The sequence below is a fragment of the Lentzea sp. NPDC004789 genome, from assembly GCF_053601075.1.
The window spans coordinates 155,125-179,707 of the sequence record NZ_JBSGBE010000007.1; the positions used below are offsets into that span (position 1 = coordinate 155,125).

The 24,583-nt window shown below is 69.7% G+C and carries 22 protein-coding genes; 13 read left to right on the plus strand and 9 right to left on the minus strand.

The annotated features are described in order from the left end of the window. The first annotated feature begins 35 nt into the window (after positions 1–35). From dctA to ACWEIJ_RS18340, 4 genes are all read left to right on the plus strand, one after another. On the plus strand, positions 36–1,385 hold the full coding sequence (dctA, locus tag ACWEIJ_RS18325; RefSeq protein ID WP_449838352.1) for a C4-dicarboxylate transporter DctA: 1,350 nt from the start codon (positions 36–38) through the stop codon (positions 1,383–1,385). A gap of 459 nt (positions 1,386–1,844) precedes the next feature. After that, the gene (gene gltB, locus ACWEIJ_RS18330; protein WP_449838353.1) at positions 1,845–6,368 is read left to right on the plus strand and encodes a glutamate synthase large subunit; all 4,524 of its coding nucleotides are present in this window, start codon (positions 1,845–1,847) and stop codon (positions 6,366–6,368) included. Continuing rightward, entirely contained in the window at positions 6,361–7,866 is a 1,506-nt protein-coding gene (locus tag ACWEIJ_RS18335) for a glutamate synthase subunit beta (protein ID WP_449838354.1), read from the plus strand. The genes gltB and ACWEIJ_RS18335 overlap by 8 nt, the downstream gene beginning before the upstream one ends. An 89-nt stretch (positions 7,867–7,955) precedes the next feature. Continuing rightward, positions 7,956–8,366 carry a hypothetical protein gene (locus ACWEIJ_RS18340; RefSeq protein WP_449838355.1) on the plus strand — a complete coding sequence of 137 codons (411 nt, stop codon included), beginning with the start codon at positions 7,956–7,958 and terminating at the stop codon, positions 8,364–8,366. A 50-nt stretch (positions 8,367–8,416) separates the two neighbouring features. Here the strand turns inward: ACWEIJ_RS18340 and ACWEIJ_RS18345 are convergent, their stop codons facing one another. Beyond that, on the minus strand, positions 8,417–9,640 hold the full coding sequence (locus ACWEIJ_RS18345; protein ID WP_449838356.1) for a CHRD domain-containing protein: 1,224 nt from the start codon (positions 9,638–9,640) through the stop codon (positions 8,417–8,419). Between the two features lie 166 nt (positions 9,641–9,806). Between ACWEIJ_RS18345 and ACWEIJ_RS18350 the strand changes: the two genes are divergently transcribed. Then, positions 9,807–10,244: a COG4315 family predicted lipoprotein gene (locus ACWEIJ_RS18350; RefSeq protein WP_449838357.1), complete on the plus strand. Its 438-nt coding sequence runs from the start codon at positions 9,807–9,809 to the stop codon at positions 10,242–10,244. Between the two features lie 84 nt (positions 10,245–10,328). After that, the gene (locus ACWEIJ_RS18355; RefSeq protein WP_449838358.1) at positions 10,329–11,141 is read left to right on the plus strand and encodes a DNA/RNA non-specific endonuclease; all 813 of its coding nucleotides are present in this window, start codon (positions 10,329–10,331) and stop codon (positions 11,139–11,141) included. Positions 11,142–11,164: 23 nt separating this feature from the next. Here the strand turns inward: ACWEIJ_RS18355 and ACWEIJ_RS18360 are convergent, their stop codons facing one another. Further along, positions 11,165–11,737 carry a MerR family transcriptional regulator gene (locus tag ACWEIJ_RS18360; protein WP_449838359.1) on the minus strand — a complete coding sequence of 191 codons (573 nt, stop codon included), beginning with the start codon at positions 11,735–11,737 and terminating at the stop codon, positions 11,165–11,167. Positions 11,738–12,090: 353 nt separating this feature from the next. Here ACWEIJ_RS18360 and ACWEIJ_RS18365 point away from each other — a divergent pair, with 353 nt between their 5' ends. Then, positions 12,091–12,423, plus strand: a complete 333-nt coding sequence (locus ACWEIJ_RS18365; RefSeq protein ID WP_449838360.1) for a hypothetical protein — start codon at positions 12,091–12,093, stop codon at positions 12,421–12,423. Between the two features lie 51 nt (positions 12,424–12,474). Here the strand turns inward: ACWEIJ_RS18365 and ACWEIJ_RS18370 are convergent, their stop codons facing one another. The 4 genes from ACWEIJ_RS18370 to ACWEIJ_RS18385 form a co-directional block, all read right to left on the minus strand. Then, positions 12,475–13,719 (minus strand): ABC transporter permease, encoded by a 1,245-nt coding sequence (locus ACWEIJ_RS18370; RefSeq protein WP_449838361.1) that lies wholly within the window; start codon positions 13,717–13,719, stop codon positions 12,475–12,477. A gap of 62 nt (positions 13,720–13,781) precedes the next feature. Continuing rightward, a complete protein-coding gene (locus tag ACWEIJ_RS18375; protein WP_449838362.1) occupies positions 13,782–14,465 on the minus strand; it encodes an ABC transporter ATP-binding protein in 684 nt (227 codons plus the stop codon). Next, positions 14,462–15,523, minus strand: coding sequence for a peptidoglycan-binding protein (locus ACWEIJ_RS18380; RefSeq protein ID WP_449838363.1), 1,062 nt, complete (start codon positions 15,521–15,523; stop codon positions 14,462–14,464). The genes ACWEIJ_RS18375 and ACWEIJ_RS18380 overlap by 4 nt, the downstream gene beginning before the upstream one ends. Further along, complete coding sequence (locus ACWEIJ_RS18385; protein ID WP_449838364.1) at positions 15,520–16,053, minus strand: hypothetical protein; 534 nt, start codon at positions 16,051–16,053, stop codon at positions 15,520–15,522. Before ACWEIJ_RS18385 ends, ACWEIJ_RS18380 begins: the two co-directional genes overlap by 4 nt. 135 nt (positions 16,054–16,188) lie before the next feature. On the opposite strand from ACWEIJ_RS18385, the gene ACWEIJ_RS18390 reads away from it, so the two are divergent. Together ACWEIJ_RS18390 and ACWEIJ_RS18395 are read left to right on the plus strand one after the other, a co-directional pair. Next, entirely contained in the window at positions 16,189–16,848 is a 660-nt protein-coding gene (locus ACWEIJ_RS18390; protein ID WP_449838620.1) for a response regulator transcription factor, read from the plus strand. Between the two features lie 8 nt (positions 16,849–16,856). Continuing rightward, a complete protein-coding gene (locus ACWEIJ_RS18395) occupies positions 16,857–17,987 on the plus strand; it encodes a sensor histidine kinase (RefSeq protein WP_449838365.1) in 1,131 nt (376 codons plus the stop codon). A 3-nt stretch (positions 17,988–17,990) separates the two neighbouring features. On the opposite strand, the gene ACWEIJ_RS18400 is transcribed toward ACWEIJ_RS18395, so the two are convergent. Continuing rightward, positions 17,991–19,910, minus strand: coding sequence for a helicase-associated domain-containing protein (locus ACWEIJ_RS18400; RefSeq protein ID WP_449838366.1), 1,920 nt, complete (start codon positions 19,908–19,910; stop codon positions 17,991–17,993). 75 nt (positions 19,911–19,985) lie between these two features. On the opposite strand from ACWEIJ_RS18400, the gene ACWEIJ_RS18405 reads away from it, so the two are divergent. Then, complete coding sequence (locus tag ACWEIJ_RS18405; protein ID WP_449838367.1) at positions 19,986–20,633, plus strand: DUF2461 domain-containing protein; 648 nt, start codon at positions 19,986–19,988, stop codon at positions 20,631–20,633. Here ACWEIJ_RS18405 and ACWEIJ_RS18410 read toward each other — a convergent pair. Then, positions 20,581–20,925, minus strand: a complete 345-nt coding sequence (locus tag ACWEIJ_RS18410; protein ID WP_449838368.1) for a VanZ family protein — start codon at positions 20,923–20,925, stop codon at positions 20,581–20,583. The genes ACWEIJ_RS18405 and ACWEIJ_RS18410 overlap by 53 nt on opposite strands. Before the next feature lie 62 nt (positions 20,926–20,987). Here ACWEIJ_RS18410 and pyk point away from each other — a divergent pair, with 62 nt between their 5' ends. The 3 genes from pyk to ACWEIJ_RS18425 all read left to right on the plus strand — a co-directional run bounded on the left by pyk (position 20,988) and on the right by ACWEIJ_RS18425 (position 24,031). Beyond that, complete coding sequence (pyk, locus tag ACWEIJ_RS18415) at positions 20,988–22,412, plus strand: pyruvate kinase (RefSeq protein WP_449838369.1); 1,425 nt, start codon at positions 20,988–20,990, stop codon at positions 22,410–22,412. Positions 22,413–22,527: 115 nt separating this feature from the next. After that, a complete protein-coding gene (tesB, locus tag ACWEIJ_RS18420) occupies positions 22,528–23,439 on the plus strand; it encodes an acyl-CoA thioesterase II (protein WP_449838370.1) in 912 nt (303 codons plus the stop codon). A 13-nt stretch (positions 23,440–23,452) separates the two neighbouring features. Next, positions 23,453–24,031: a Uma2 family endonuclease gene (locus ACWEIJ_RS18425; protein ID WP_449838371.1), complete on the plus strand. Its 579-nt coding sequence runs from the start codon at positions 23,453–23,455 to the stop codon at positions 24,029–24,031. On the opposite strand, the gene ACWEIJ_RS18430 is transcribed toward ACWEIJ_RS18425, so the two are convergent. Continuing rightward, complete coding sequence (locus ACWEIJ_RS18430; protein WP_449838372.1) at positions 24,028–24,537, minus strand: Lrp/AsnC family transcriptional regulator; 510 nt, start codon at positions 24,535–24,537, stop codon at positions 24,028–24,030. The genes ACWEIJ_RS18425 and ACWEIJ_RS18430 overlap by 4 nt on opposite strands. Positions 24,538–24,583 lie beyond the last annotated feature (46 nt).

Consider the following 24,583-nt stretch of genomic DNA (forward strand, 5'->3'; position numbering starts at 1 on the left):
ACCCTCCTACCCAACACGAAGTTCGAGGAGGAACCGTGGCGACCACCACCACCGGCCGCAAACCGATCTACCGGCACCTGTACTTCTGGGTCCTGGTCTCCATCGTGCTGGGCGCAGCGGTCGGCTTCCTGTTCCCCAAACAGGCGTCCGAGATGAAGTGGCTGGCCGACCTGTTCGTCAACCTCGTCAAGGTCGTCATCGCGCCGACCATCTTCGCGACGATCATCGTCGGCATCGCCGGGCTCGGGAACCTCGCCAAGGCGGGCGGGCTGGCGCTGCGGACGATCCTCTACTTCACCGCGATGACCACGGTGGCGCTGGCGATCGGCCTCATCGTCGTCAACATCGTGCAGCCGGGTCACCACGGCGGCGACATCCACCTCAACGCCGAAGCGGCCAAGGACACCCTGAAGTCGGCCTCGACCGCGGAGACCGGCGTCACCGGCTTCATCCTGAGCCTGGTGCCCAAGTCGTTCGTGAGCGCCTTCACCGACGGGCAGCTGATCCAGGTCCTCGTGGTCGCGATCCTCGTGGCCGTCGCCGTGGCGGGCATGGGTGAGCGCGGCGCCAAGGTCGTGTCCGCGATGGACACCCTCGCCAAGGTCATGTTCGGCATCATCAAGATCGTCATGTACGCGGCGCCGATCGGTGCCTTCGGCGGCATCGCCTACACCGTCGGCAAGTTCGGCGGCGGCATCCTCAGCAAGCTGCTGTGGCTGATGGGCTCGTTCTACCTGACGTGCGTGCTGTTCATCATCGTGGTGCTCGGGATCGTGGCGCGGCTCGCGGGCTTCAGCCTGCTGAAGTTCCTGCGCTACATCAAGGACGAGATCCTCATCGTGCTCGGCACCTCGTCGTCGGAGTCGGTGCTGCCGCGCATGATGGTCAAGCTGGAGGCGGCGGGCGCGCAGAAGTCGGTCGTCGGCCTCACCATCCCGACCGGTTACTCGTTCAACCTCGACGGCACCTGCATCTACCTGACCATGGGCGCCATCTTCATCGCCCAGGCCACCGGTCACGACGTGTCGCTCGGTGTGCAGATCGGCCTGCTGCTGTTCATGTTGATCGCGTCGAAGGGCGCGGCGGGCGTCACCGGCGCCGGCCTCGTCACGCTGGCCGCCTCGCTGCAGGCGTTCGAGGCGCACTCGGCGATCCCCGCCGTCGGCATCGCGCTCATCGTCGGCATCGACCGCTTCATGTCCGAGGCCCGCGCCATCACCAACGTGATCGGCAACGGTGTCGGGTCGCTCGTGGTCGCCGCCTGGCAGAAGGGCCTCGACAAGGAGCGCCTCAACGAGGTGCTGGACAACCCGGACCTGGTCGACGTGGACGACCTGCTCCAGAAGCAGCACGCCGAGTCGGACAAGGTGGCTGCTGCCCACTGAGGACCCGCAAGGCCTCATGAATGCCGAGGTCCCGTTCTCCCCGCATGCGGCGCGGGATGAACGGGACCTCGGTCTTTTGCGTCTGAACGAAAACCGGTGAACGTCCACTAACTGAGATGGCGCGATGTGGACCAGGCAAAACGCTGTCGTACCCACATCAACCGGTGGTAAACCGTGATTGTCGCGCAACTCTCATCAGGCTGGTTGACCTTGAACGTTCGGTTACGCTTACTCGGCTGTAACGAAGCTCGACGTCCGCTGCAATGTCGCTCAGCGCTGGGAAATCGTTACGCTTCCATGACCTAGATCACCCATTGGCGGGTGTCCCTGGGTTTCGCGGCTGTTAAAGTCGCGTCAACACGCGGGCCATCGTCGTCCCGTGCTCCCACCTGTTGGTTCGAGGTCTGAGCACGAGGGACATACGTTCTTTACGCGAGGACGACGAAGGAGGTCTGCGCAGTGATCTTCTCCGCCATCCCCGGCCCCCAGGGTCTTTACGACCCGGCTGATGAGCGCGACGCCTGCGGTGTCGCCATGGTGGCCGACATCCAGGGCCGGCGTTCCCACGGCATCGTCAGCGATGCGCTGACCGCGCTGGCGAACCTGGAGCATCGTGGCGCCGCGGGCGCCGAGCCCACCTCGGGTGACGGTGCGGGCATCCTCCTGCAGCTGCCGGACGAGTTCCTGCGCGCGGTCGTCGAATTCGACCTGCCGGAACGCGGTCATTACGCGGCGGGTATAGCCTTCCTGCCGTTTGAGGCCGAAGAACGCGCAGCGGCCGTGGAGCAGATCGAGCGCATCGCCGAGGAGGAGAACCTCGTCGTGCTCGGCTGGCGCGATGTTCCGGTCGACCCGGAAACGGCCGATGTCGGCCCGACCGCGCTGTCCGTGGCCCCGCACTTCGCGCAGCTGTTCGTGCAGGGCACGCGGGACGAGTCCGGCATCGCGCTGGACCGCCTGGCCTTCTGCCTGCGCAAGCGGGTCGAGCACGAGGGCAGCGTGTACTTCCCGTCGCTGTCCGCGCGCACGATCGTCTACAAGGGAATGCTGACGACCGAGCAGCTGCCGGCGTTCTTCCCCGACCTGCGCGACGAGCGGCTGCTCTCGGCGATCGCGTTGGTGCACAGCCGTTTCTCCACGAACACCTTCCCCTCGTGGCCGCTCGCGCACCCGTTCCGGTTCGTCGCGCACAACGGTGAGATCAACACCGTCCGCGGCAACCGCAACCGCATGCGCGCCCGCGAGGCGTTGCTGGAGAGCGTTCTGATTCCCGGCGACCTCGCCAGGCTCTTCCCGATCTGCAACCCCGACGGCTCGGACTCGGCGTCGTTCGACGAGGTGCTGGAGCTGTTGCACCTCGGCGGTCGCAGCCTGCCGCACGCCGTGCTGATGATGATCCCGGAGGCGTGGGAGAACCACGCCACCATGGACCCGAAGCGCCGTGCGTTCTACCAGTTCCACGCTTCGCTGATGGAGCCGTGGGACGGCCCGGCCTGTGTCACCTTCACCGACGGCGAGATCGTCGGCGCGGTGCTCGACCGCAACGGTCTGCGTCCCGCGCGCTGGTGGCAGACCGCGGACGGCCGCGTGGTGCTCGCGTCCGAGACCGGCGTGCTCGACGTGCCGTCCGACCAGGTGGTCGCGAAGGGCCGGCTGCAGCCGGGCCGCATGTTCCTGGTGGACACCACCGAGGGCCGGATCATCGACGACGACGAGCTCAAGTCGCGCCTGGCCTCCGAGCAGCCCTACGACGAGTGGCTGCACGCCGGTCTGCTCGACCTCGCCGACCTGGCCGACCGCGAGCACGTCCTGCAGAGCCACGAGTCCGTCGTGCGCCGCCAGCTCACCTTCGGCTACACCGAGGAGGAGGTGCGGATCCTGCTCACGCCCATGTCGGTGTCGGGGCAGGAGCCGCTCGGCTCGATGGGCACGGACACCCCGGTCGCGGCGCTCAGCCAGCGTTCCCGGTTGCTCTACGACTACTTCGTGCAGAACTTCGCGCAGGTCACCAACCCGCCGCTGGACGCGATCCGCGAGGAGATCGTCACGTCCGTCAAGCGCGTGATGGGCCCTGAGCAGAACCTGCTCGACCCCGGCCCGGTGTCGTGCCGCCACGTCACCCTCGACTACCCGGTCATCGACAACGACGAGCTCGCCAAGCTCATCCACATCAACGACGACGGCGACCTGCCGGGCTTCGCCTGCACCGTCCTTTCCGGACTGTACGAGGTGGACGGTGGCGGCGAGGCGCTGGCCGCGGCGATCGAGCGCGTGCGTCGCGAGGCGTCGGAGGCCATCGCGAACGGCGCTCGCACGCTGGTGCTCAGCGACCGCGACTCGGACCACCGGATGGCGCCGATCCCGTCGCTGCTGCTGGTGTCCGCGGTGCACCACCACCTGGTGCGCACCAAGGAACGCCTGCGCGTCGCCCTCGTCGTCGAGTCCGGTGACTGCCGCGAGGTCCACCACGTCGCCGCGCTGCTGAGCTACGGCGCCGCCGCGGTGAACCCGTACCTCGCGTTCGAGACGATCGAGGACCTGATCAGCCAGGGCGCCATCACCGGCGTCCCGGCGCACAAGGCGATCCGCAACTACGTCAAGGCGCTCGTCAAGGGCGTCCTGAAGATCATGTCGAAGATGGGCATCTCGACCGTCGGCGCCTACACCGCGGCGCAGATCTTCGAGGCCGTCGGCCTGTCGAACGACCTGCTGGACGAGTACTTCACCGGCACGCAGTCCAAGCTCGGCGGTGCCGGCCTGGACGTGCTGGCCGAGGAGGTGGCGCTGCGCCACCGCCGCGCGCACCCGGAGAACCCGACCGACCGCGTGCACCGCCGCCTGGAGGTCGGTGGCGAGTACCAGTACCGCCGTGAGGGCGAGCTGCACCTGTTCACGCCGGAGACGGTGTTCCTGCTGCAGCACGCCACGAAGACCCGCAAGGAGGACGTCTTCCGCCAGTACACGGCGGAGGTCGAGCGCATCTCGCGGCAGGGCGGCACGTTGCGCGGCCTGTTCAAGTTCCGCACCGAGGGCCGCACGCCGGTCCCGATCGACGAGGTCGAGCCGGTCAGCTCGATCGTCAAGCGCTTCAACACCGGCGCCATGTCGTACGGCTCGATCTCGGCCGAGGCGCACGAAACCCTCGCCATCGCGATGAACCGGCTCGGCGGCCGGTCCAACAGCGGCGAGGGCGGCGAGGACCGCGAGCGCCTGTACGACCCGGAGCGGCGTTCCGCGGTCAAGCAGGTCGCGAGTGGACGGTTCGGCGTCACGAGCGAGTACCTCGTGAACTCCACGGACATCCAGATCAAGATGGCGCAGGGTGCGAAGCCCGGCGAGGGCGGGCAGCTGCCCGGCTTCAAGGTCTACCCGTGGGTCGCGCGCACCCGGCACTCCACGCCGGGCGTCGGTCTCATCTCGCCGCCGCCGCACCACGACATCTACTCGATCGAGGACCTGGCGCAGCTCATCCACGATCTGAAGAACGCGAACGAGCAGGCGCGGGTTCACGTGAAGCTCGTCTCGTCGATCGGTGTCGGCACGGTCGCCGCGGGTGTCGCCAAGGCGCACGCGGACGTCGTGCTGATCTCGGGCTACGACGGCGGCACCGGTGCCTCGCCGATGAACTCGCTGAAGCACGCGGGCACGCCGTGGGAGATCGGCCTCGCCGAGACCCAGCAGACGTTGCTGCTCAACGGTTTGCGCGACCGCATCACCGTGCAGGTCGACGGTGCGATGCGCACCGGCCGTGACGTGGTCGTGGCCGCTCTGCTCGGTGCGGAGGAGTTCGGCTTCGCCACCGCGCCGCTGATCGTCGCGGGCTGCGTGATGATGCGCGTCTGCCACCTCGACACCTGCCCGGTCGGCGTCGCCACGCAGAACCCCGACCTGCGCGCCCGCTACACCGGCCAGGCCGACCACGTCGTGAACTTCTTCGAGTTCATCGCGCAGGAGGTCCGGGAGCTGCTGGCGGAGCTCGGTTTCCGCACGATCGACGAGGCCGTCGGGCACGCCGAGCTGCTCGACAAGGACGAGGCGATCGAGCACTGGAAGGCCGGCGGCCTGAACCTCGACCCGGTCTTCGAGGTGCCGGAGACCCCGTACCCGACGGCGAAGCGCAAGATCCGCGATCAGGACCACGGTCTGGACAAGGCGCTGGACCGCACGCTGATCCAGCTCGCCGAGGCGGCGCTGGAGGACGCGCACCAGGTCAACCTGGAGCTGCCCGTCCGCAACGTCAACCGCACGGTCGGCACGCTGCTCGGCGCCGAGGTCACCCGCCGCTACGGCGGCGAGGGCCTGGAGGACGACACGATCCGGGTGAAGCTCACCGGATCGGCCGGCCAGTCGCTCGGCGCGTTCCTGCCGCGCGGCATCACGCTGGAGATGGTCGGCGACGCGAACGACTACGTCGGCAAGGGCCTGTCCGGCGGCCGGATCATCGTGCGGCCGCACGACGACGCGCCGTTCCGCGCCGAGGACCAGGTGATCGCGGGCAACGTGATCGGTTACGGCGCCACGTCCGGTGAGGTGTTCCTGCGCGGCCGCGTGGGTGAGCGGTTCTGCGTCCGCAACTCCGGCGCGTTGCTGGTGGCGGAAGGCGTGGGCGACCACGCGTTCGAGTACATGACCGGTGGCCGGGCCGTGGTGCTCGGGCCGACCGGGCGCAACGTCGCGGCCGGCATGTCCGGCGGCATCGCGTACGTGCTCGACCTGGACCCGTTGTCGGTGAACCAGGAGATGGTGCAACTGCAGCGCCTCAACGCCGAGGACCTGCGTTGGCTCAAGGACGCCGTCACCAAGCACTACGAGGCCACGGGTTCCGCCGTCGCCGCGTCGCTGCTCGGTGACTGGACCCGGCGAGCCGGTGCGTTCACGAAGGTCATGCCCGGCGACTACCAGCGCGTTCTCGAGGCCATGCGCCTCGCCCGCGCTGAGGGCCGGGACGTCGACCAGGCTGTCATGGAGGCGTCTCGTGGCTGATCCACAGGGTTTCATGAAGTACTCCCGCTCCGACGCGCCGAAGCGTCCGAAGCCGGAACGGTTGCAGGACTGGAACGAGGTCTACCTCCACGAAGACCCGGAGGAGCGCAACGCCGCCGTGCGCACGCAGGCGACGCGGTGCATGGACTGCGGCATTCCCTTCTGCCACAGCGGAACCGCGGGCTGCCCGCTCGGGAACCTGATCCCCGAGTGGAACGACCTGGTGCGCCGCGGCGACTGGGAGCTCGCCTCGGACCGCCTGCACGCGACCAACAACTTCCCGGAGTTCACGGGCCGGCTGTGCCCGGCGCCGTGTGAGGCCGCGTGCGTTCTCTCGATCTCCCACGACGCCGGCGGCGCTGTCGCCATCAAGCGCGTCGAGGAGACCATCGCGGACATGTCGTGGGAGAACGGCTATGTGCAGCCGTCCCAGGCGACCGTGTCGTCCGGCAAGCGGGTCGCGGTCGTCGGTTCCGGTCCTGCCGGTCTCGCCGCCGCCCAGCAGCTGACCCGTGCCGGGCACGAAGTCGTGGTGTACGAACGGGATGACCGGCTCGGCGGCCTGCTGCGGTACGGCATCCCCGAGTTCAAGATGGAGAAGAAGGTCCTCGACCGGCGGCTCGCCCAGCTCCGCCGTGAGGGCACCAAGTTCGTGACCGGCTGCGAGGTCGGTGTCGACATCACGGTCGAGCAGCTGCGTGCCGAGTTCGACGCGGTGGTGCTGGCCGTCGGCGCTCTGCGCGGCCGGGACGACACGACGACGCCGGGACGTGAGCTGACCGGTGTGCACCTCGCGATGGACCACCTGGTGCCCGCGAACCGCGCCTGCGAGGGCGATGGCCCGTCGGAGATCTCGGCCGAGGGCAAGCACGTCATCGTCATCGGCGGTGGCGACACGGGCGCCGACTGCTACGGCACCGCGACCCGCCAGGGCGCGCTGTCCGTGACGCAGCTCGACCAGTACCCGATGCCGCCGACCGTCCGCGACGACAACCGCTCGCCGTGGCCGGTGTGGCCGCACATCCTGCGCACCTACCCCGCGCACGAGGAGGCGGGCGAACGCCGCTTCACCGTGGCGGTCCGTCGCTTCGTCGGCGACGACGACGGCCACGTGCGCTTCATCGAGCTGCAGCAGGTGCGCGTCGAGAAGGACTCGTCCGGCCGCCGCTCGGTGATCCCGGTGTCCGACGAGGTCGAGATGCTGCCCGCGGACATGGTGCTGCTGGCGATCGGTTTCGAGGGTGTCGAGCACATGCGGTTGCTGGACGACCTCGGGATCTCGCTGACCACGCGCGGCACCATCTCGTGCGGCTCCGACTGGCAGACCTCCGCTCCGGGCGTCTTCGTGTGCGGCGACGCGCACCGGGGCGCTTCCCTTGTCGTGTGGGCGATCGCGGAGGGCCGGTCGGTGGCGAACGCCGTGGACAAGTTCCTCACGGGTTCGTCCAACCTGCCTTCTCCGGTCATCCCGAACCAGCTTCCGCTCGCTGTGGTCTGACAACGGCGTCCGATCAGCGGAGAGCAGCATGACGCCCCGGCCGACAACGGAGTCGACCGGGGCGTTCGCCTGTCAGTAGCGTTCTGGCGATGGAGAGCTTGGAGTGGCCGTATCAGCCCGTCGACGACGGCTTCCGGAGCGTGGGGTGGGAGCGGGTCGGCGGTGACGTGCGGGAGCGGTACGTCACGGGTCCGCTGGCCGCGGCCGGCTACGGGTACCTGGCGGAGATCATCGACAGCGTCGTCGCGAGCGGCGTGTCGGACCAGCTGCTCGTGAGCACGTCGATGCACGACCTCGTGATCGTGCCCGCGAACGCGGAGGCCGGGGTGTGGGAGTCGATCCTCGTCGTCTCGCCGGCGAACTACCCGCTGCTGCGCGGCCACATGGGGCTCGCCTTCCACAGCGACCGCCGTCGCCTGGAGTACCGCCAGTACCTGGTCGAGAACGCCGTCGAGGCGTTCTGGGACATGGTCGGCGAGAAGTTCGGCATCGTGCGGTAGGTGCCGCGGCCGAGGGGGTCGCGGCCGCGGCACCGTCATTCAGCTGGTCATCAGCGGCCCGTGAACTGGCCGCGCACCGCTCCACCGGGGAACGACGCCGTGTGCAGGTTCGCGTAGAAGTCCTTCGGCGAGTGCTGCAGGGCGTCCAGCGTGGCCTTGTCGGCGCCGGCCGTGCCCGAGACCGCGAAGACGCCCTGAGGGATCGGCGTGCCGAAGAAGGTGATCTTCACCGGCCCGTTGACGCCCTTGGCGCCCTGGTGGACGTGCCCCAGCGTCGGCGCGTCGATGTTCACCCACGCCAGTGAGAAGTCGACACCGCTGCCGTTGGGCTGCACGAACGTGATGGCCTGACCGTCCTGGTCACCGACCTTCGGGCCGTCCTTCACCGGAACCTCGTTGAGGCCGTTGGAGAACGCGCGCAGCTTGCCGCCCTTGATGATGTCGAGCGGGTTGACGTTCCTGCCGAGGGGCTTGAGCTGGCCGCGGACGGCGCCGCCGCCCTTTTCGGTGCTGTGCAGGTTCACGTAGAAGCCGGCCGGGTTCGAGCGGATGTCGTCGGCGAGCTTCTGGTCGACGACGGTCTGGCCGGCTGCCGCGGACAGCGTTTCGGGCATCGGGGTGCCGAACAGGTTGACCTTCACCGGGCCGTTCTGCCCGGCCGCGCCCTGGTGGATGTGGCCGAGCGTCAGCTGGGACGTCTTCTTCCACTCGACGGCGAACGTCACGCGGTCGCCGCGCACCTCGACCAGTGCCTTCGCCGAGGCGTCCGGGTCCCCGACGGCGGGGCCGTCGGGGGTGGGCACCTCCTGCTTGCCGTCCAGGTCGGCGGAGAAGTAGGAGGGCTTGCCCTTCACGGGTGCGGGAGCGGGCTGCGTCGGGGTGGGAGGGGTGGGCGCGGGGTTGTGGCCACCGTGCTCGCCGCCACCGGCCTCAACTGCCGTCGGGCTGGCAGCCGAACCGCCGGCGTCGATGTTCAGCGTCGGCCCGTCCGGCGTGAAGTTCTGGAAGACCGAGCCACCGTTCTTGACGACCACGCGGACCTCGATCGGCCCCTTGTTCGGCCGCACGGTGAAGGTGCGCGACTCGCCCTTCTTCGCGCCGTCCAGGCACCTGCCTTCGAGGACGTCGGCGGCGCAGAACGTGGCCTCGTAGCCGGCCTGGTTGGTGATCTTCACAGTCACGGCGTCCGGTGCGGCGGACGCCGGCGTCGCCGCGGCCAGTCCGAGCGCGGTGCCCAGCAGGCATGCGGCAGCGAAAGTTCTGTTGCGAGACATGGGATGTGCTCCAAGGCTCCTCAGCGGGAGTCGGGGGGGTCTGGCGGACCCGACACCACCAACACGGATGCCGGCGTGATCCGGTTCGAAGAAAGTTCGTTCGTGAACCGAACGAGGCTCGCAGACGTGTCGACGGCGGAACAAGACACACCGCTAGGAGACGAATATGCGCGCACGTATGGGAATTCTGCTGTTGCCCGCCCTGCTCGCCGGACTGGCTGCCTGCGGGAACGAGGCACCGCAACAGGAAGTTCCCGCCAGGGCCGAGGTGAAGGTGGCGCAGTCCGACCTGGGCCCGATCCTCGTCGACCAATCGGGACGGACCCTGTACGCGTTCACCAAGGACGAGAACAAGCCCAGCGCGTGCGACGCCGACTGCATCGCCGTCTGGCCCGCCCTCACCGCTCAGTCCACAGTGGACGCCAAGGGCGGTGCCGACGCGAGCCTGGTCTCCCGGGTCGAGGACAGCTCGCAGGCCGTGTACGGAAAGTGGCCGCTCTATTACTACGTGGGAGACCAGGTCGCCGGTGACCTGAACGGCCAGGGTGTCGACGGGGAGTGGTTCGCGGTCGCCCCGGACGGCGCACTGGTCGGGAAGAGCTGATGAACGCTGGGCCGTTCGGGTGTATCCGGCTAACGGCTTCGCGGCATGTGTCGACCAAGCAGGTGAACCAGTAGGGGGCGACACATGACCAGCGCAGGTTTTGACCCGAAGTTCCTCGGCACCGCTGCCGGGACCCCGGTCCTGACCGACTCGGGCACGGCCGACGCGGTCGAGCTCGACGGCTCGACCACGATCGACTACACGCACTTCTCGCTCGCGTTGAGCAAGTCGCGCAAGTTCGCGATCTGGGTCGCGTGGAACATCGACGGCGACAAGCTGAAGGCGTTGAGCCGCAGCAACCTCCAGTTCGTCAAGGACCCGCGGGTCCCGGCCGAGTTCCAGACCGGCGACGAGCTCTACCGCGACGACCGGCTCGACCGCGGCCACATCGCCCGGCGCGCCGACCTGTGCTGGGGTACGAAGGCGGAGGCGCAGAGGGGGAACAAGGACTCGTTCTTCTTCACGAACATCACGCCGCAGATGGACGACTTCAACCAGAGCGCCAAGCAGGGGCTCTGGGGCCGGCTGGAGAACGCGGTCCTCGAGGACGTCGACGTGGACAACCTCAAGGTCAGCGTCTACGGCGGGCCGGTCTTCAACGCCGACGACAGGGTGTTCCGCGGCGTCGCGATCCCGCGCGAGTTCTACAAGGCGATCGCGTTCGTGGTGGACGGGGAGCTGCGCTGCAGCGCGTTCCTGCTGACCCAGAACCTCGTCCTGGCCGAGGCGCTCGACCTGGACGAGTTCCGGGTGTTCCAGGTGTCGCTCACCGAGCTGGAGAAGCGCGTGAGCTTCACCTTCCCGGCCGAGCTGCACGCCGCCGACACCGCGTCGGTGCAGCTGCTCGACACCACGGAGCGCAAGCCGCTCGACAGCCTCGCCGACATCAGGTGGTGACGCGCGCTTCCGGCGGCTGAAGCTCACGAAGCGGTGCGGGAGACCTCGTGGCTCGCGACCGCGGCGACCGCGATCCGAAAGGCCTCGACGACGAGTTCCACGAGGTTCTCCGCCGGCACCGTCGGTGTGGACCGCTGCACGTCGGCGAACGCCGACTCGGCGTGCGGCCGCAGCACGGAGACGGCCTGCACCAGCACGTTGACCGTGTGCGCGATCGACGCGCCCCTGCGTCCGGCGGCGAGCACGGCCCGCGCGTTGCGCAGCTCCAGCGACCCGTCCGGCAGCTGGGTGACGACACCGCACTCGATCGCCGAGTGCAGCAGCTCGGGGTTGTCGCGCAATGCGCACACGAGCGCGGCGCCGGTCGGCATGAACTGCCGCAGCACCAGGTCCGGTTCCAGCAGTGCCCTGATCGCCTCCAGCGGCAACCCCTTGTGCTGCAGCCGGAGCACGGTCCGCATGCGCGTGAGGTGGAAGCCGTCGTACATCGGTGACCGGCCCAGCCGCTTCGGTGCGGGCAGCAGGCCACGCGCCTGGTAGGAGCGGACGGTGCGGGTGGTCATGCCGATCACTGCGGCGAACTCGTCGATCGTCATCTGTCTGGCGGGACGGTGCTGCATCACCGGCCCCACTTCCAGATTTGGCGCATTGAGTTATCCCCCTGTTGTCACGGCCCGCTGCCGAAGAGGCACAACCTCGGGCCCAACCCCTGGGGAACAAGTCTCGCATCGCGTTTATAAGAGCGTCATAAGTCGATTCCGGCCCCCTCGTGATCAACTGGAAGGAGTTTCTTCCCTTGCTGGGTCGTCGTGTTCGGTTGTGCTAAGCGAATCCGAGTGGAAGTTCTTCGTTCCACTTCTGGGATAAAGGCGTTGTTCGGAAGAGGCTTTCCCGTGTTCTGCCGCCCACAAGCAAGAGGGGAAGTCAGATGTCCGCAACCAAGCGAATCATGAGCGCTCTGCTGCTCGTTCTCGGTCTGTTCGGTGGAGTCGCGACGATGAACGCCGCGGCGGCGGTGGCCGCACCGCACGCCGTCGTGCAGAGCGGCACGCAGACCGGCGACCAGGTCGGAATCCAGGCCAACTGGCGATGTGACTGGACCGCGACGTCCCGCCGGGTCGACGCCGACTGCTCCGTGGCGAGCGGGTACGTGCGCATGTGGGGCCGCTGCTCCAACGGTGGCACCTACTACACGCCGTGGGTCGGTGTCGGCCGCTGGCACCTGTGGGTCGACTGCGGCAGCTACTACCTCCTGTCGTTCGGCTTCAACAGCGCAGGCTGATCGCACCACCGACCGCACCCCCGGCGTTCTTCCGCCGGGGGTGCGGTTTTTTCAGGTGGTCGCCAGCGCCTCGGTGGGGGTGAGCCGGGACGCCCGCACCGCCGGGTAGACCCCGGCGAGTACGCCGACCACGACGGCCGCGCCCACCCCGCCCGCGAGCGCGGCGAGGGGGAGCACGGCGGGCCAGCCCTGCGACGCGGAGTAGACGGCGGTCGCCGCCACCCCGATCAGCAGTCCGATGCCGCCGCCGATGCCGGCCAGCACGACGGCCTCCGCCAGGAACTGCCCGCTGATCTGCCGCCTGCTGGCGCCGAGCGCGCGCCGCAGGCCGATCTCGCGGCGGCGTTCGAGCACGGAGATGACCATGGTGTTGGCCACCCCGATCCCGCCGACCAGCAACGCGACCCCGCCGAGCCCGAGGAACAGCCCCGAGTACGCCTGCTCGACGAGCTGCTGCGCGGCGAGCGCGTCCGACGGCCTGCTGACCAGCACCTCGTTGGGGCTCTTCGGGTTGGCGGTCCGGCCGAGGACGGCCTTGACGGCCTCGACCGCGCGGTCGTCGGCCCGCACGTAGATCTGGCCGGGCGTGCCGTCGAACCCGAGCAGGTCCTGGGCCGCCTTCCACCCGACCAGCACCGCGTTGTCCACCTCGAACGCGAGCGGGTTGGCCTGCAGCACGCCGATCACGGTGAACCACCGGTCCTTGATCCACACGGCGGGCGCGGGCAGCCCGGGCTGCAGCTCGGTGCCCAGCAACCGCGCGGCCCGCGCGCCGAGCACGACGACCGGGAACGACTCGGTGGCCTCGTCGAGGAATCGGCCGGTCCTGACCCGTCCGCCGAGCACCGGCAGCAGGTCGAGCCGGGCGGCCTTGACGCTCAGCCCGCCCGTCTCCTGCACGGGCACGAGGTCGGTGCGCCGCACGGTGGCACCGGTGTCGCCGGTCGCGCTCACCGACCGGACCGGCCCGATCCGCCGGATCATGTCGACCGCGACCGGGGGCAGTTTCGCCTTGCCGCCGCCCGCGATGGAGGTGCCGGGCGAGACGGTGAGCAGGTTGGGGCCGAGCGCGGCCAGCCGGGCGCGCAGCGCTGCCTGGTTCGAGGCCGGGATGCTCACCACGGCGATCAGCGCGGCGATGCCGATCGCGATGCCGAGCGCCGCGAGCACCGTGCGGACCGGGCGGGTTCGCACGCCGACGGTGCCGAGGCGTAGGACGTCGGGCAGGGGCAGCCGGGTGGCGCGCGGGAGGGGGACTTCGCTCGCGGGTGCTTCAGGCGCGGACGTTTCAGGCACGGCCGCCTCCGGAGATCGTCCGCAGCACGTCGTGCCGCGTCGGCCTGGTGGGGACAACGACCTCAGGCACGGCCGCCTCCCGTGTCCACCCGCAGCTCGCCGTCCAGCATCTCGACCCGGCGCGGCAGCCCCGCCGCGATCCCCATGTCGTGCGTGATGACCGCGATCGTCGTGCCGTCGGCGTGCAGCTCCCGCAGCAACCGCAGCACCTCGGCGCCCGACCTCGTGTCCAGGTTGCCGGTCGGTTCGTCGGCCAGCACGATGCTCGGCCGGTTCACCAGCGCCCGCGCGATCGCCACCCGCTGCTTCTCGCCGCCGGACAGCTCCGTCGGCAGGTGGTCGGCGCGATGAGCGAGCCCCACGCGCGCCAGCGCCTCGTCCGCCGCCGGCCGCCGGTCGCGGGCCGGCACACCGCGGTAGACCAGGGCCGCCATCACGTTCTCCCGCGCCGTGAAGCCCTCGGTGAGGTGGAACTGCTGGAACACGAACCCGATCCACCACGCCCGCAGCGCGGACAGCCGCCGGTCCGTGAGCGTGCCCGTGTCGTGGCCGTTGACCAGCACCTTTCCCGTCGACGGACGGTCCAGCGTGCCCATCAGGTTCAGCATCGTGGACTTGCCGGACCCCGACGGCCCGACGATGCCGAGCATCTCGCCCGGCTCGACCCGCAGGTCGCACGGCCGCAGAGCGCGCACTCCGCCGGGATAGGTCTTCGACACCCCGCTGAGCTCCAGCACCGCCGTCATGACGTCGTCACCACCGTCATGCCCTCGCTGAGGCCCTGGCCGGAGATCTCGACCATCCCACCGGCGAACATCCCGGTCTGCACGGCGAGGTAGCGGCTCCTGCCGCCCTCGACGACCTCGACCGCGTACCCGCCCTCGCGCAGGGCCAGCAGCGCCTGCACCGGCACGGCCAGCACGTTCTCGCGCTTGTCACCGTCGAACTCGACGGTGACCCGGCCCGGCTCGGTCGACGCCGGGTCGTCCAGCGTGATCGCGGCGACCTGCTTGGGCTTGTCCTCCACGGTCTTCACGGTGACCTCGCGGACGGTGCCGGGAGTGGTCTTCCCGCCGGGCAGGTACACCGTGACCTTCGCGTTCACGCGAGCGAGCCGGCGTTGCGCGTCGGTGAGCTCCACCGACACCTGCCGGTCCAGCCCGGTGACGGTCAGCAGCGGGCCCTCGGCCGGTGCGCCGGGCTGCGCGGTCACCGCGTACACCCGCACCGGGCCGGCCACCACGACGACGTCGCCCGGCTGCACGACCCCGGTCGGCTCGGCCTTCAGCGACTTCTGCCAGCGCTTCACGGCACTCGCGGTCCGCGGGCCGAACTTGCCGCTCGCCGCCCCGAGCTCGGAGTAGCCGAGCGCGAGGAGGTTCTCCTGCAGCAGTTTCACGTCGTCACCGTCGGGGACGCCGTCCTTCATCTCCCGGTACAGCGGTGTCCCGCCGAAGAACACCGGCACGCCGACCGCGTTCACCTCGTACAGCACCTTTCCGCGTTCGAGCTGTTCACCGGGGGTCGGCAGGCGGGTGATCGTGCCGGGTCTGCGGCCGGTCACCTGCACGGGCGTGCCGGTGCCCAGGTCGCCGTCGACCTTGATCCGGTCGACCAGCGTCGTGCGTTCCACCCGCGTGGTGGCGGGCGGTGGGGTCTCCGGCGCCGACGAGGCCTGCGTCGGGACGAGCCTGGTGAACGTCACCACCCCGGCCGTCCCGGCGACGGCCAGCGCGACGGCGATCCAGACCGCCCGCTTCCGCCGCCGTCTCCTGGCGGCGGAGGGCCCGGCCTCCTCGGTCATTTCGTGGAGCCCGTGGGACTGGTGGAGTCACCGCTGGTCTCGGCCGAGCACCGCCGCAGCTTCTCCTTCACGGCGGGGTTGTCCACGTCGACGCCGTCCGGCAGCTTCATGGCCCCGTTCCCGCCGTCCTCCGGCTTCGGGTCCGGGTACGGCACGCCCGCCTCGCGCATGCACTTCGCGAACTTGCGGGCCTGCTCCAGCTGCTCGGGGTTCATCGGCTTGAGGTTGCCGCCGTCCGGCAGGTACTGGCGGCACTTCTCGTGGGCCGCGCGCTGCTTCTCCTGGTCGGCCTGCGGCTGGTTGCCCTGCTGTGCCGTGCCCGATCCGCTGCCGTCGTTCGGTATTTCCTGGGACAGCACCGGAGCGCCGTTGTCCCGCATGCATTTGGAGTAGGCGTCCTCGTCGGTCGGCGCAGGGTTCGTTTGATTGGTGCCGCCAGTGGATGCGACATTCGGGTCGGACTGGCTCCCGCACGCCGTCGTGAGCAATGCGGTGAGCACAATCGCGCCCAGCAGACCGGCAGTTTTCATGATTCCCCCTCAGGGTTATTCCTGCGGATGGCTGAATGTCTACCGGGCGGGTGATTCCGCCGTCGTAAGCGCGGTCGCTTATGGCCGTCTTATGGCCCCGCACGCCACACTTGGACTGGAATGAGGGGGTCGAACGTGCGGGTGCTGGTGGTCGAGGACGAGGAGATGCTCGCGGACGCGGTCGCGGAGGGGCTGCGGGACGCCTCGATGGCGGTCGACATCTGCGGGGACGGTGAGCAGGCGCTGGAGTTCATCGCGGTCAACCGGTACGACGTGGTGGTCCTCGACCGGGACCTGCCCGGCGTGCACGGCGACGACGTGTGCCGCGCGATCGTCGACGGCGGCGGGGACACGCGGGTGATCATGCTGACCGCGGCGGGCGACGTGGCCGAACGCGTGCACGGGCTGGGCATCGGCGCGGACGACTACCTGACGAAACCCTTCGTGTGGGCGGAGCTGCTCGCGCGGGTGCAGGCACTGGGCCGGCGTGCCCGGCCGGCGCTGCCCCCGGTGCTGCGGCGTGCGGGCATCAGCCTCGACGTCGGACGGCACCAGGTGTTCCGCGACGAGCGGTTCGTGAACCTGTCGCGCAAGGAGTTCGCCGTGCTGGAGGTGCTGATGCGCGCCGAAGGAGCGGTGGTCAGCGCCGAGGAGCTGTTGGAGAAGGCATGGGACGTCAACGTGGATCCGTTCACCAACGCCGTGCGGGTCACCATGATGACCCTGCGCCGCAAGCTGGGCGAACCGCAGGTCATCCACACGGTGTCCGGGATCGGCTACCAGTTGCGCGACTAGCGGCCAGGATGTCGGTGAAGCTCCGGCTCGCACTGCTGTGCGGCGGGCTGTTCCTGCTCGGCGGCGCGATCCTGCTGGCCACCAACTACTTCCTGGTGCGCACCGCGTTGCCGCCGACGGAGGCGGGACCACCTCCCGGCCAGTCGACGGACGCCGAGGTCATCGCGCCGGCACCCGGCTCGTCGCCGGTGGTCGGCAGCGTGGGCACGGACCTCTCCCACTACCGGCAGGAGGTGCTGCAGACCCTCGTCGTGCAGTCAGGGGTGGCGCTGGCCGTGATGGCGGTCGTCGCGCTGGCGCTCGGCTGGTTCGCCGCGGTGCGGATGCTCCGGCCGGTGCAGGAGGTGGTCGCCACGGCACGGCGGCTGGAGGCGGACAGCCTGCACGAGCGGATCAGGATGCCGGGACCGCGTGACGAGCTGACCGAGCTCGCCGACACGTTCGACGGGATGCTCGACCGGCTCGCCGCCTCGTTCGACAGTCAACGGCGGTTCGTCGCGAACGCCTCGCACGAGCTGCGCACACCGCTGGCCACCCAGCGCACGATGATCGAGATCGCGATGGCGCGCCGGAGCGCGGGCGCCGACCTGCGCGACCTCGGCGAGCGGCTGCTCGTGATGAACGTGCGCACCGAAGCGCTCATCGAGGGGCTGTTGCTGCTCGCCCGCAGCGACCGGGGGCTCGAACACGAGGAACCGGTGCGGCTGGACGAGATCGCGTGCGCCGTCGTCGACAGCCGGCGGCAGGTCGCCGCCCAGGCCGGCGTCCGGCTGGAGTCGAGGTTGCTGCCCCAGATCGTGTCCGGTGATCCGGTGCTGCTGGAACGACTGGTGGTCAACCTCGTCGACAACGCCATCAACTACAACCACGAGGGCGGCCTCGTCACGGTGGCCACCGGCGGGGAGGCGGCGCTGGAGGTGAGCAACACCGGGCCCGAGGTGCCCGCCGACGCGGTCAGCGGGCTGTTCGAACCGTTCCGGCAGCTGCGCAAGCAGCCCACCGGGCCCGGCAGGGGCGTCGGGCTCGGGCTCTCGATCGTCGCGTCCGTCGCGAAGGCGCACGGCGGCTCGGTGCGGGCCGTGCCACGCCGGGGTGGTGGACTGGAGATGGCCTTCTCGGTGCCGTGGCGGGTCTTGTGACGCTTACGCCGGCACGGCGACCTTCCGCACGTGACCGATGGCGAACTCACGGGTCGAGCCGTCCTCGCACTCCGCGCTGAGCACGCCTTCGAGGTGCTTGGCCGGCGTGATCACGTGCGTCTCCATCTGCCGCGGGCCGCTCGCGTACTTGATCTCGACGCGCTTGCCGTCCACCAGCGCCGCCGCCAGGATCAGCACCTCCTCGTCGCGCAGGAAGACGTTCTGGTCGCGCAGCATCCGCGCCGCGCTGGCCCGCGGCGTGCCGCGTCCGACGGCCGGCCGTTCCTGCTCCACCAGCCGGACCGCGAGCTGCGTCAGCTCCAGGTCGTCCAGCTCGGTGCGCCACCACCGTTCCGGCTTGCGCTCACCGCGCGCCGGCGCCCGCCGTCGTTCGACGTGCTCCACAATGGACTGATCACTCGAGTCGAGCCCGGTCGGTGCGTAACCCGCCCGGCGCAACGCCGCCAGCGTCTCCGCCATCGGGTGCGCGGACGCCAGCACGGTCGGCGCCAGGAACCGCAGCTTGAGCGACGCCAGCCGCTTGGACGTGGCGATCTCCTGCAGCAGCGCCGGATCCTCCGCCCGCACGCAGCTCGCCACGTCCGTGACCGTCAGCTGCCCGTGCCGCCGTGCCACGTCGTGCACCTGGTACTCGATCACCTGCGGCAACGGCGCTTCCGACACCGCGGCCAGCTCGGCGAGCACCTCGTCCGCGCTGAGCCCGGTGTCCAGAGCGCGCCGCACCGACCCGGCGGAAAGCCGCCACACCCGTGCGGCGTCGTTGTCCTCCAGATCCGCCACCAGGTTGAGCGTGGCGCTCAGCTGCGGCGACGGCAGCCCGTTCACCACCGCGGTCATGTCCGTCTGGAACGCGGCCGTGTCGGCGGCGGGAGGCATCAGCTCGGTCGCCGCGGCCACGACGTCGCCGTCGTCCCGGACCGCCGCGCCCAACGGCGTCAGCGCACCGGCGGCCACCAGTCCCAGCGACTCCATCTCGCCGATCACCGCCGCCGTCGCGCGCAGGTCGTGCACCGCCGGCCGTTCCCACACCAGGTCCGCGACCACCTCCTCGACGTCGGTGAAGGCCTCCTGCGCCGAGAACCGCTCCAGCGCGGTGCGCCGCAACGCGAGACCGGCGGCACCGGTGTAGTCGCGCAACGCGGCCCGCGCCTGGTCCGGTTCCGGCCGCCAGTCCATCCTCCGCCACGCACCGGCCAGTGCCGCGAGCCGCACGCCCGGATGCGAGTCGAGCCACGCGTCCGCCTGCCTGGTCGGCAGCAGCCGGGCGCGTTCGATGCCGATCAGCTGCGCCTCGACCGCGAGCTCCAGCCACAACCGCAGCACGCCGTCGGTCACCCGCAGCGCCCGTGCGACCCGGCGGATCTCCACCGTCGCCACGCCACCGGTGTAGCGGGCGTCGAAGCTGTCCTGCTCGCAGTGCGCCAGGAGCCGCGTCACACCGTCCACAGTGGACATCGCGGCCACGACGGGTGAGACCGCGGAGGCCTTGCGCCTGCCCGGCTTCTTCGGCGGCAACGTCAGCTGGTCGTGCTGGGCGCCGTTGCACCGCACCGAGTTCACCGCGATGAGCTTCGCCCCGTCCGGCCACGCCAGCGCCCGTTGCCTGAGCCGGCCGAAGGCGCGTTCGAAGTCGTCCGTCGAGCACCGCAGCGCCGCGCACACCGAGTCGATCGTCCCCAGGTTGCCCTGCGCCACGATCGCGCCGAGGAGGTCCAGCGCGCCCTGGTCCAGCGTGTCCTCGGCGGCGTGCACCGAGTCCGAGTCGGTGAGCTGCGTCGCGAGGTCCTTCAACGTCCGCAGGTAGCGGTCCGCCACGTCGCGGCGGTGCACGAGTATCGCGGCCACCTCGTCCGGCTCGAGTCGGTGAAGCCAGGTCGCGAGCGCGTTGATACGGCGGGCCATTCGGCTGATTATGGCCGAAATTGTGTGCACTCAAACGAATTTCACGCACTTGGGCGATCAGCCTAGGCTGACCCGGTGACGTTCAGCGGTTTCGGCGAGTACGCCATCGACTTCTACGACGGCCTGGAGCTGGACAACTCGAAGGCCTACTGGGACGACCACAAGGAGACCTACCTGCGGGACGTGAAGGCGCCGATGGAGGCGCTGCTCGCGGACCTGGAGAAGGAGTTCGGCGTGGGCAAGGTGTTCCGGCCGTACCGGGACGTGCGGTTCTCGAAGGACAAGACGCCCTACAAGACGCACTGCGGCGGCGTGATCGAGAAGGGCCGCGGTGGGGGCGCGTACTACACGCAGGTCAGCTCGGAAGGGCTGGCGGTCGGTGGCGGTTCGTACCACATGGCCCCCGACCAGCTCGCCCGTTACCGCGCCTCGGTCGACGCGCACGGCGTGCTGCTGCGCAGGATCATCGACAAGCTGCTCAAGCAGGGCTGGGAGTTGCACGGCGACGTGATGAAGTCGAAACCGCGCGGGTTCGCCGACGACCACCCGCACCTCGACCTGCTCAAGCACCGGTCGATCTGGGTGCGGAAGGTCTGGGAGCCCGACGACGTGCTGCACGAGCCGGGGTGCCTCGACCGGGTGCGCAAGTCGTGGCGGCAGCTGAAGGACTTCAACGCGTGGTGTGAGGACCACGTCGGCGTGAGCGAATCGCCGCGGCGATAGCCCAGCCGAGCCCGATCCCGAGCACGTCGACCAGCGCGTCGAGCACGTCACCGCTGCGGTGCAGCGGCGTGATGAGCGCCTGCAGGACCTCGGACACGCCCGCGTAGACGACCAGCCACAGCAGAATGCGAGGAACCTTCGCGTAAAGGCCGGTGACGGCGAGCAGCGCGAACAGGAGCGTGTGAACCACCTTGTCCGTGCCGGGCGGGGTGGTCGGCACACCTGACTCGGGGGTGAACAACACGACGACGCTGAGCAACGCTGCGGTCACGAACGGGAGGACTCGGCCCATTCCCGAACATTACCGAGGAGTAGTTCGGGATCGGTCCAGGAACGAGGACTAGTCTGCATGACGTGAGTCGACGCGCAAAGATCGTCTGTACCCTCGGTCCCGCCACTGGCACGCCGGACAAGGTCCGCGACCTGGTAGCGGCCGGTATGGACGTGGCCAGGATGAACTTCAGCCACGGCAGCCATGCCGACCACAAGCAGGTCTACGACATGGTTCGCGCCGCGGCCGACGAGTCCGGCCGTGCCGTGGGCATCCTCGCCGACCTCCAGGGCCCCAAGATCCGGCTCGGCCGGTTCGCCGCGGGTCCCGTGGACTGGAACACCGGCGACGTGGTCCGCATCACCGTCGAGGACGTCGAAGGCACGCACGACCGCGTGTCGACGACGTACAAGGAGCTCGCGAAGGACGCCAAGGTCGGCGACCGCCTGCTCGTGGACGACGGCAAGGTCGGGCTCGTGGTCGTCGAGGTCGAAGGCTCCGACGTCGTGTGCGAGGTCGTCGAGGGCGGACCCGTCAGCAACAACAAGGGCCTCTCGCTGCCCGGCATGGACGTCTCCGTGCCCGCGCTGTCGGAGAAGGACATCGAGGACCTGGAGTTCGCGCTCTCGCTGGGCGTGGACTTCATCGCCCTGTCGTTCGTGCGCTCCCCGGCCGACATCGACCTGGTCCACCAGGTCATGGACCGCTCGGGCAGCAAGCGCCTCCCGGTGATCGCGAAGATCGAGAAGCCGGAGGCCGTGGACAACCTCGAGGCCATCGTCCTCGCGTTCGACGGCGTCATGGTCGCCCGCGGTGACCTGGGCGTCGAGCTGCCGCTGGAGCACGTGCCGCTGGTGCAGAAGCGCGCGATCCAGATCGCCCGCGAGAACGCCAAGCCGGTCATCGTCGCGACCCAGATGCTGGACTCGATGATCACCAACTCCCGTCCGACCCGCGCCGAGACGTCCGACGTCGCGAACGCGGTCCTGGACGGCGCGGACGCCCTGATGCTGTCCGGTGAGACCTCGGTCGGCCGCTACGCCATCGAGTCGGTCAAGACCATGGGCCGCATCATCGAGGCCGTCGAGACCGAGTCCGTGGTCGTGCCGCCGCTGACCCACGTCCCGCGCACCAAGCGCGGCGTCATCTCCTACGCGGCCCGCGACATCGGCGAGCGCCTCAACGCCAAGGCCCTGGTCGCCTTCACGCAGTCCGGTGACACGGTCCGCCGCCTGGCCCGCCTGCACACGCACCTCCCGCTGCTGGCGTTCACGCCGGAGCCCTCGGTGCGCTCGCAGCTGGCGCTGACGTGGGGCACCGAGACGTTCCTGGTGCCGCGCGTGGAGTCCACCGACGAGATGGTCCGCCAGGTCGACACCTCGATGCTGGAGATCGGCCGTTACTCCGCCGGTGACCTCATGGTGGTCGTCGCCGGCTCGCCTCCCGGCACCATCGGGTCGACGAACCTCATCCGGGTGCACCGGCTGGGCGAGGACGACCACGCCTAGCGTGTTCCGGCTCTCAGCCGGGTACGTCGTGATACCGGCCCCGCGCCCTCATACTTGGGGGAGCGGGGCCGGCGCCCTGCTGAGACCCCGAAGCTGGCACTAGGAGAGTTCCGCCGTGACTGAGGCCGCCCGCGCCGCTGCTTCCTCGCCCTCCGGCCTGAGCGGACAATCCGCAGTGGACGACCTGGTCGCGTTGCTCGACCTGGAACGCATCGAGGAGAACATCTTCCGCGGTGTGTCGCCCGCCGAGTCGCCCGTGCGCGTCTTCGGCGGCCAGGTGGCGGGCCAGGCCCTGGTCGCCGCCGGTCGCACCGTGCCCGTCGAACGCCGCGTGCACTCGCTGCACTCGTACTTCATCCGCCCCGGCGACCCGCGCGTGCCGATCGTGTACGAGGTGGACAGGATCCGGGATGGACGGTCGTTCACCACCCGCCGCGTCGTCGCCGTGCAGCACGGCAAGGCGATCTTCGCCCTCTCCGCCTCCTTCCAGCTGGAGGAGCAGGGTGTCGAGCACTCCTCGCCCATGCCCTCGGTGCCGGACCCGGAGACGCTGCCGACGTGGAACGAGGTGGCGCGGGGCTACCCGCTGCACTCGCTGAAGTTCCCGCGGCCGATCGACGTCCGGTACGTGACCGAGCCGCCGTGGGAGTCGCGTGAGGACGGTCCGGGCGAGGCCGCCTCGCAGGTGTGGATGAAGGCCGACGGGAAGCTGCCGGACGACCCGATGCTGCACATCTGCGTGATGACCTACGCGTCGGACATGACGCTGCTGGACGGGGTTCTGGCCAAGCACGGCGTCTACTGGGGACTGGACAAGGTCCTCGGCGCTTCTCTCGACCACGCCATGTGGTTCCACCGGCCGTTCCGCGCCGACGAGTGGTTGTTGTACGACACCACTTCGCCGTCCGCCTCCGGGAACCGCGGGCTGGCCACCGGGCGGTTCTTCTCGCAGGACGGGCAGCTGGTGGCGACGGTGGTGCAGGAGGGCCTGATCCGGGTGCTCAAGCCGTCACCCGACGGCGAGTGAGTTCGCTGTTCGAGTGATCAAGGTCGGTCCGCGTGCGGTCGATGACCAGGTCGTGATCATCACCTTGGCCGACTACGACGCGATGTCCGAGGACGACTGCCGGCGGCACGAGCTCGTCGACGGCGCGCTGGTGGAGATGCCCGCGCGGGACGTGCCCCACCAACGCGCCCTTGTCCAGCTCGTGCACCAGTTCGCCGAACAGCTGCCGGACGACCTCGACGTGGTGCACTCGTTCGACGTCCTGCTGAAGGACGGCGCCCGCCCGCTCATGCGCAAACCGGACGTCGTGGTCGCCCCGCACAAGCTGTTCCACGACGACGTGACCCGGTTCGACGCCGCGGACGTGGTGCTGGTGGCCGAGATCCTCTCGGAGGAGTCGGAGGACGTCGACCTCCGCGTCAAGCTGCGCGAGTACGCGGCGGCCGGTATCCCGAACTACTGGGTCGTCGCTCTGGACGATCCGGTCAGCATGGCGGCGTACAGCCTGGCGGACGGGCGGTACGAGCTCGCGGTGGGCGGTTCGCGGTGGATCGACGTGGTGGATCCGGCGCCGATGTCGCTGGACCTGGATGCGCTGATTCGACGGCGTTAGTCGGCGCGGCGCCGCCGGTGCGTGGGCCGCAGGTTCGCCGGCGGCGTCAGCGCACGGGTCTCCACCCGCTCCAGCACCACCGAACTGGTCAGGTTCCGCACCTCCGTCCGCGACGCGATCTTGTCCATCAGGAACGCCTGCAGGTGCGTGGAGTCCGCCACCGCGATGTGGATCAGGAAGTCCGCCTGCCCCGACACGTGGAAGATCGACCGGGTCTCCGGCTGAGCCATCACGAACGCCCGGAACGCCGCGACCACCGGCCGGGTGTGCGGCCGCACGTTCACCGACACCACGGCCTCCAGCGGCAGCCCGGTGGTGGCCGGGTCGACCACGGCGTGGCAGCCGGTGATCACGCCGAGCTCCCGCAGCCGCCGCACCCGCTGCAGGCACGAGGACGGCGCCAGGCCGACGATCTCCGCCAGCGACCGGTTCGGGATGGTCGCGTCGTTCTGCAACTCCTCCAGGATGTGCCAGTCGACCGAATCCAGTTCGGCTTGTTCGCGCATAAGCGAACATCGTACTGACCAGCTGGAATGCGGCAGAACAACGCAC

What these genes read in the sequence shown, in the direction of transcription:
- ACWEIJ_RS18380 (WP_449838363.1), bottom strand. Translation starts at nt 15,523, where the DNA reads ATGACCGAGGAGGCCGGGCCCTCCGCCGCCAGGAGACGGCGGCGGAAG.
- ACWEIJ_RS18360 (WP_449838359.1), bottom strand. Translation starts at nt 11,737, where the DNA reads ATGACGATCGACGAGTTCGCCGCAGTGATCGGCATGACCACCCGCACC.
- ACWEIJ_RS18355 (WP_449838358.1), top strand. Translation starts at nt 10,329, where the DNA reads ATGACCAGCGCAGGTTTTGACCCGAAGTTCCTCGGCACCGCTGCCGGG.
- ACWEIJ_RS18430 (WP_449838372.1), bottom strand. Translation starts at nt 24,537, where the DNA reads ATGCGCGAACAAGCCGAACTGGATTCGGTCGACTGGCACATCCTGGAG.
- ACWEIJ_RS18350 (WP_449838357.1), top strand. Translation starts at nt 9,807, where the DNA reads ATGCGCGCACGTATGGGAATTCTGCTGTTGCCCGCCCTGCTCGCCGGA.
- ACWEIJ_RS18410 (WP_449838368.1), bottom strand. Translation starts at nt 20,925, where the DNA reads ATGGGCCGAGTCCTCCCGTTCGTGACCGCAGCGTTGCTCAGCGTCGTC.
- ACWEIJ_RS18345 (WP_449838356.1), bottom strand. Translation starts at nt 9,640, where the DNA reads ATGTCTCGCAACAGAACTTTCGCTGCCGCATGCCTGCTGGGCACCGCG.
- ACWEIJ_RS18365 (WP_449838360.1), top strand. Translation starts at nt 12,091, where the DNA reads ATGAGCGCTCTGCTGCTCGTTCTCGGTCTGTTCGGTGGAGTCGCGACG.
- ACWEIJ_RS18400 (WP_449838366.1), bottom strand. Translation starts at nt 19,910, where the DNA reads ATGGCCCGCCGTATCAACGCGCTCGCGACCTGGCTTCACCGACTCGAG.
- ACWEIJ_RS18385 (WP_449838364.1), bottom strand. Translation starts at nt 16,053, where the DNA reads ATGAAAACTGCCGGTCTGCTGGGCGCGATTGTGCTCACCGCATTGCTC.
- ACWEIJ_RS18340 (WP_449838355.1), top strand. Translation starts at nt 7,956, where the DNA reads ATGGAGAGCTTGGAGTGGCCGTATCAGCCCGTCGACGACGGCTTCCGG.
- ACWEIJ_RS18375 (WP_449838362.1), bottom strand. Translation starts at nt 14,465, where the DNA reads ATGACGGCGGTGCTGGAGCTCAGCGGGGTGTCGAAGACCTATCCCGGC.
- ACWEIJ_RS18395 (WP_449838365.1), top strand. Translation starts at nt 16,857, where the DNA reads ATGTCGGTGAAGCTCCGGCTCGCACTGCTGTGCGGCGGGCTGTTCCTG.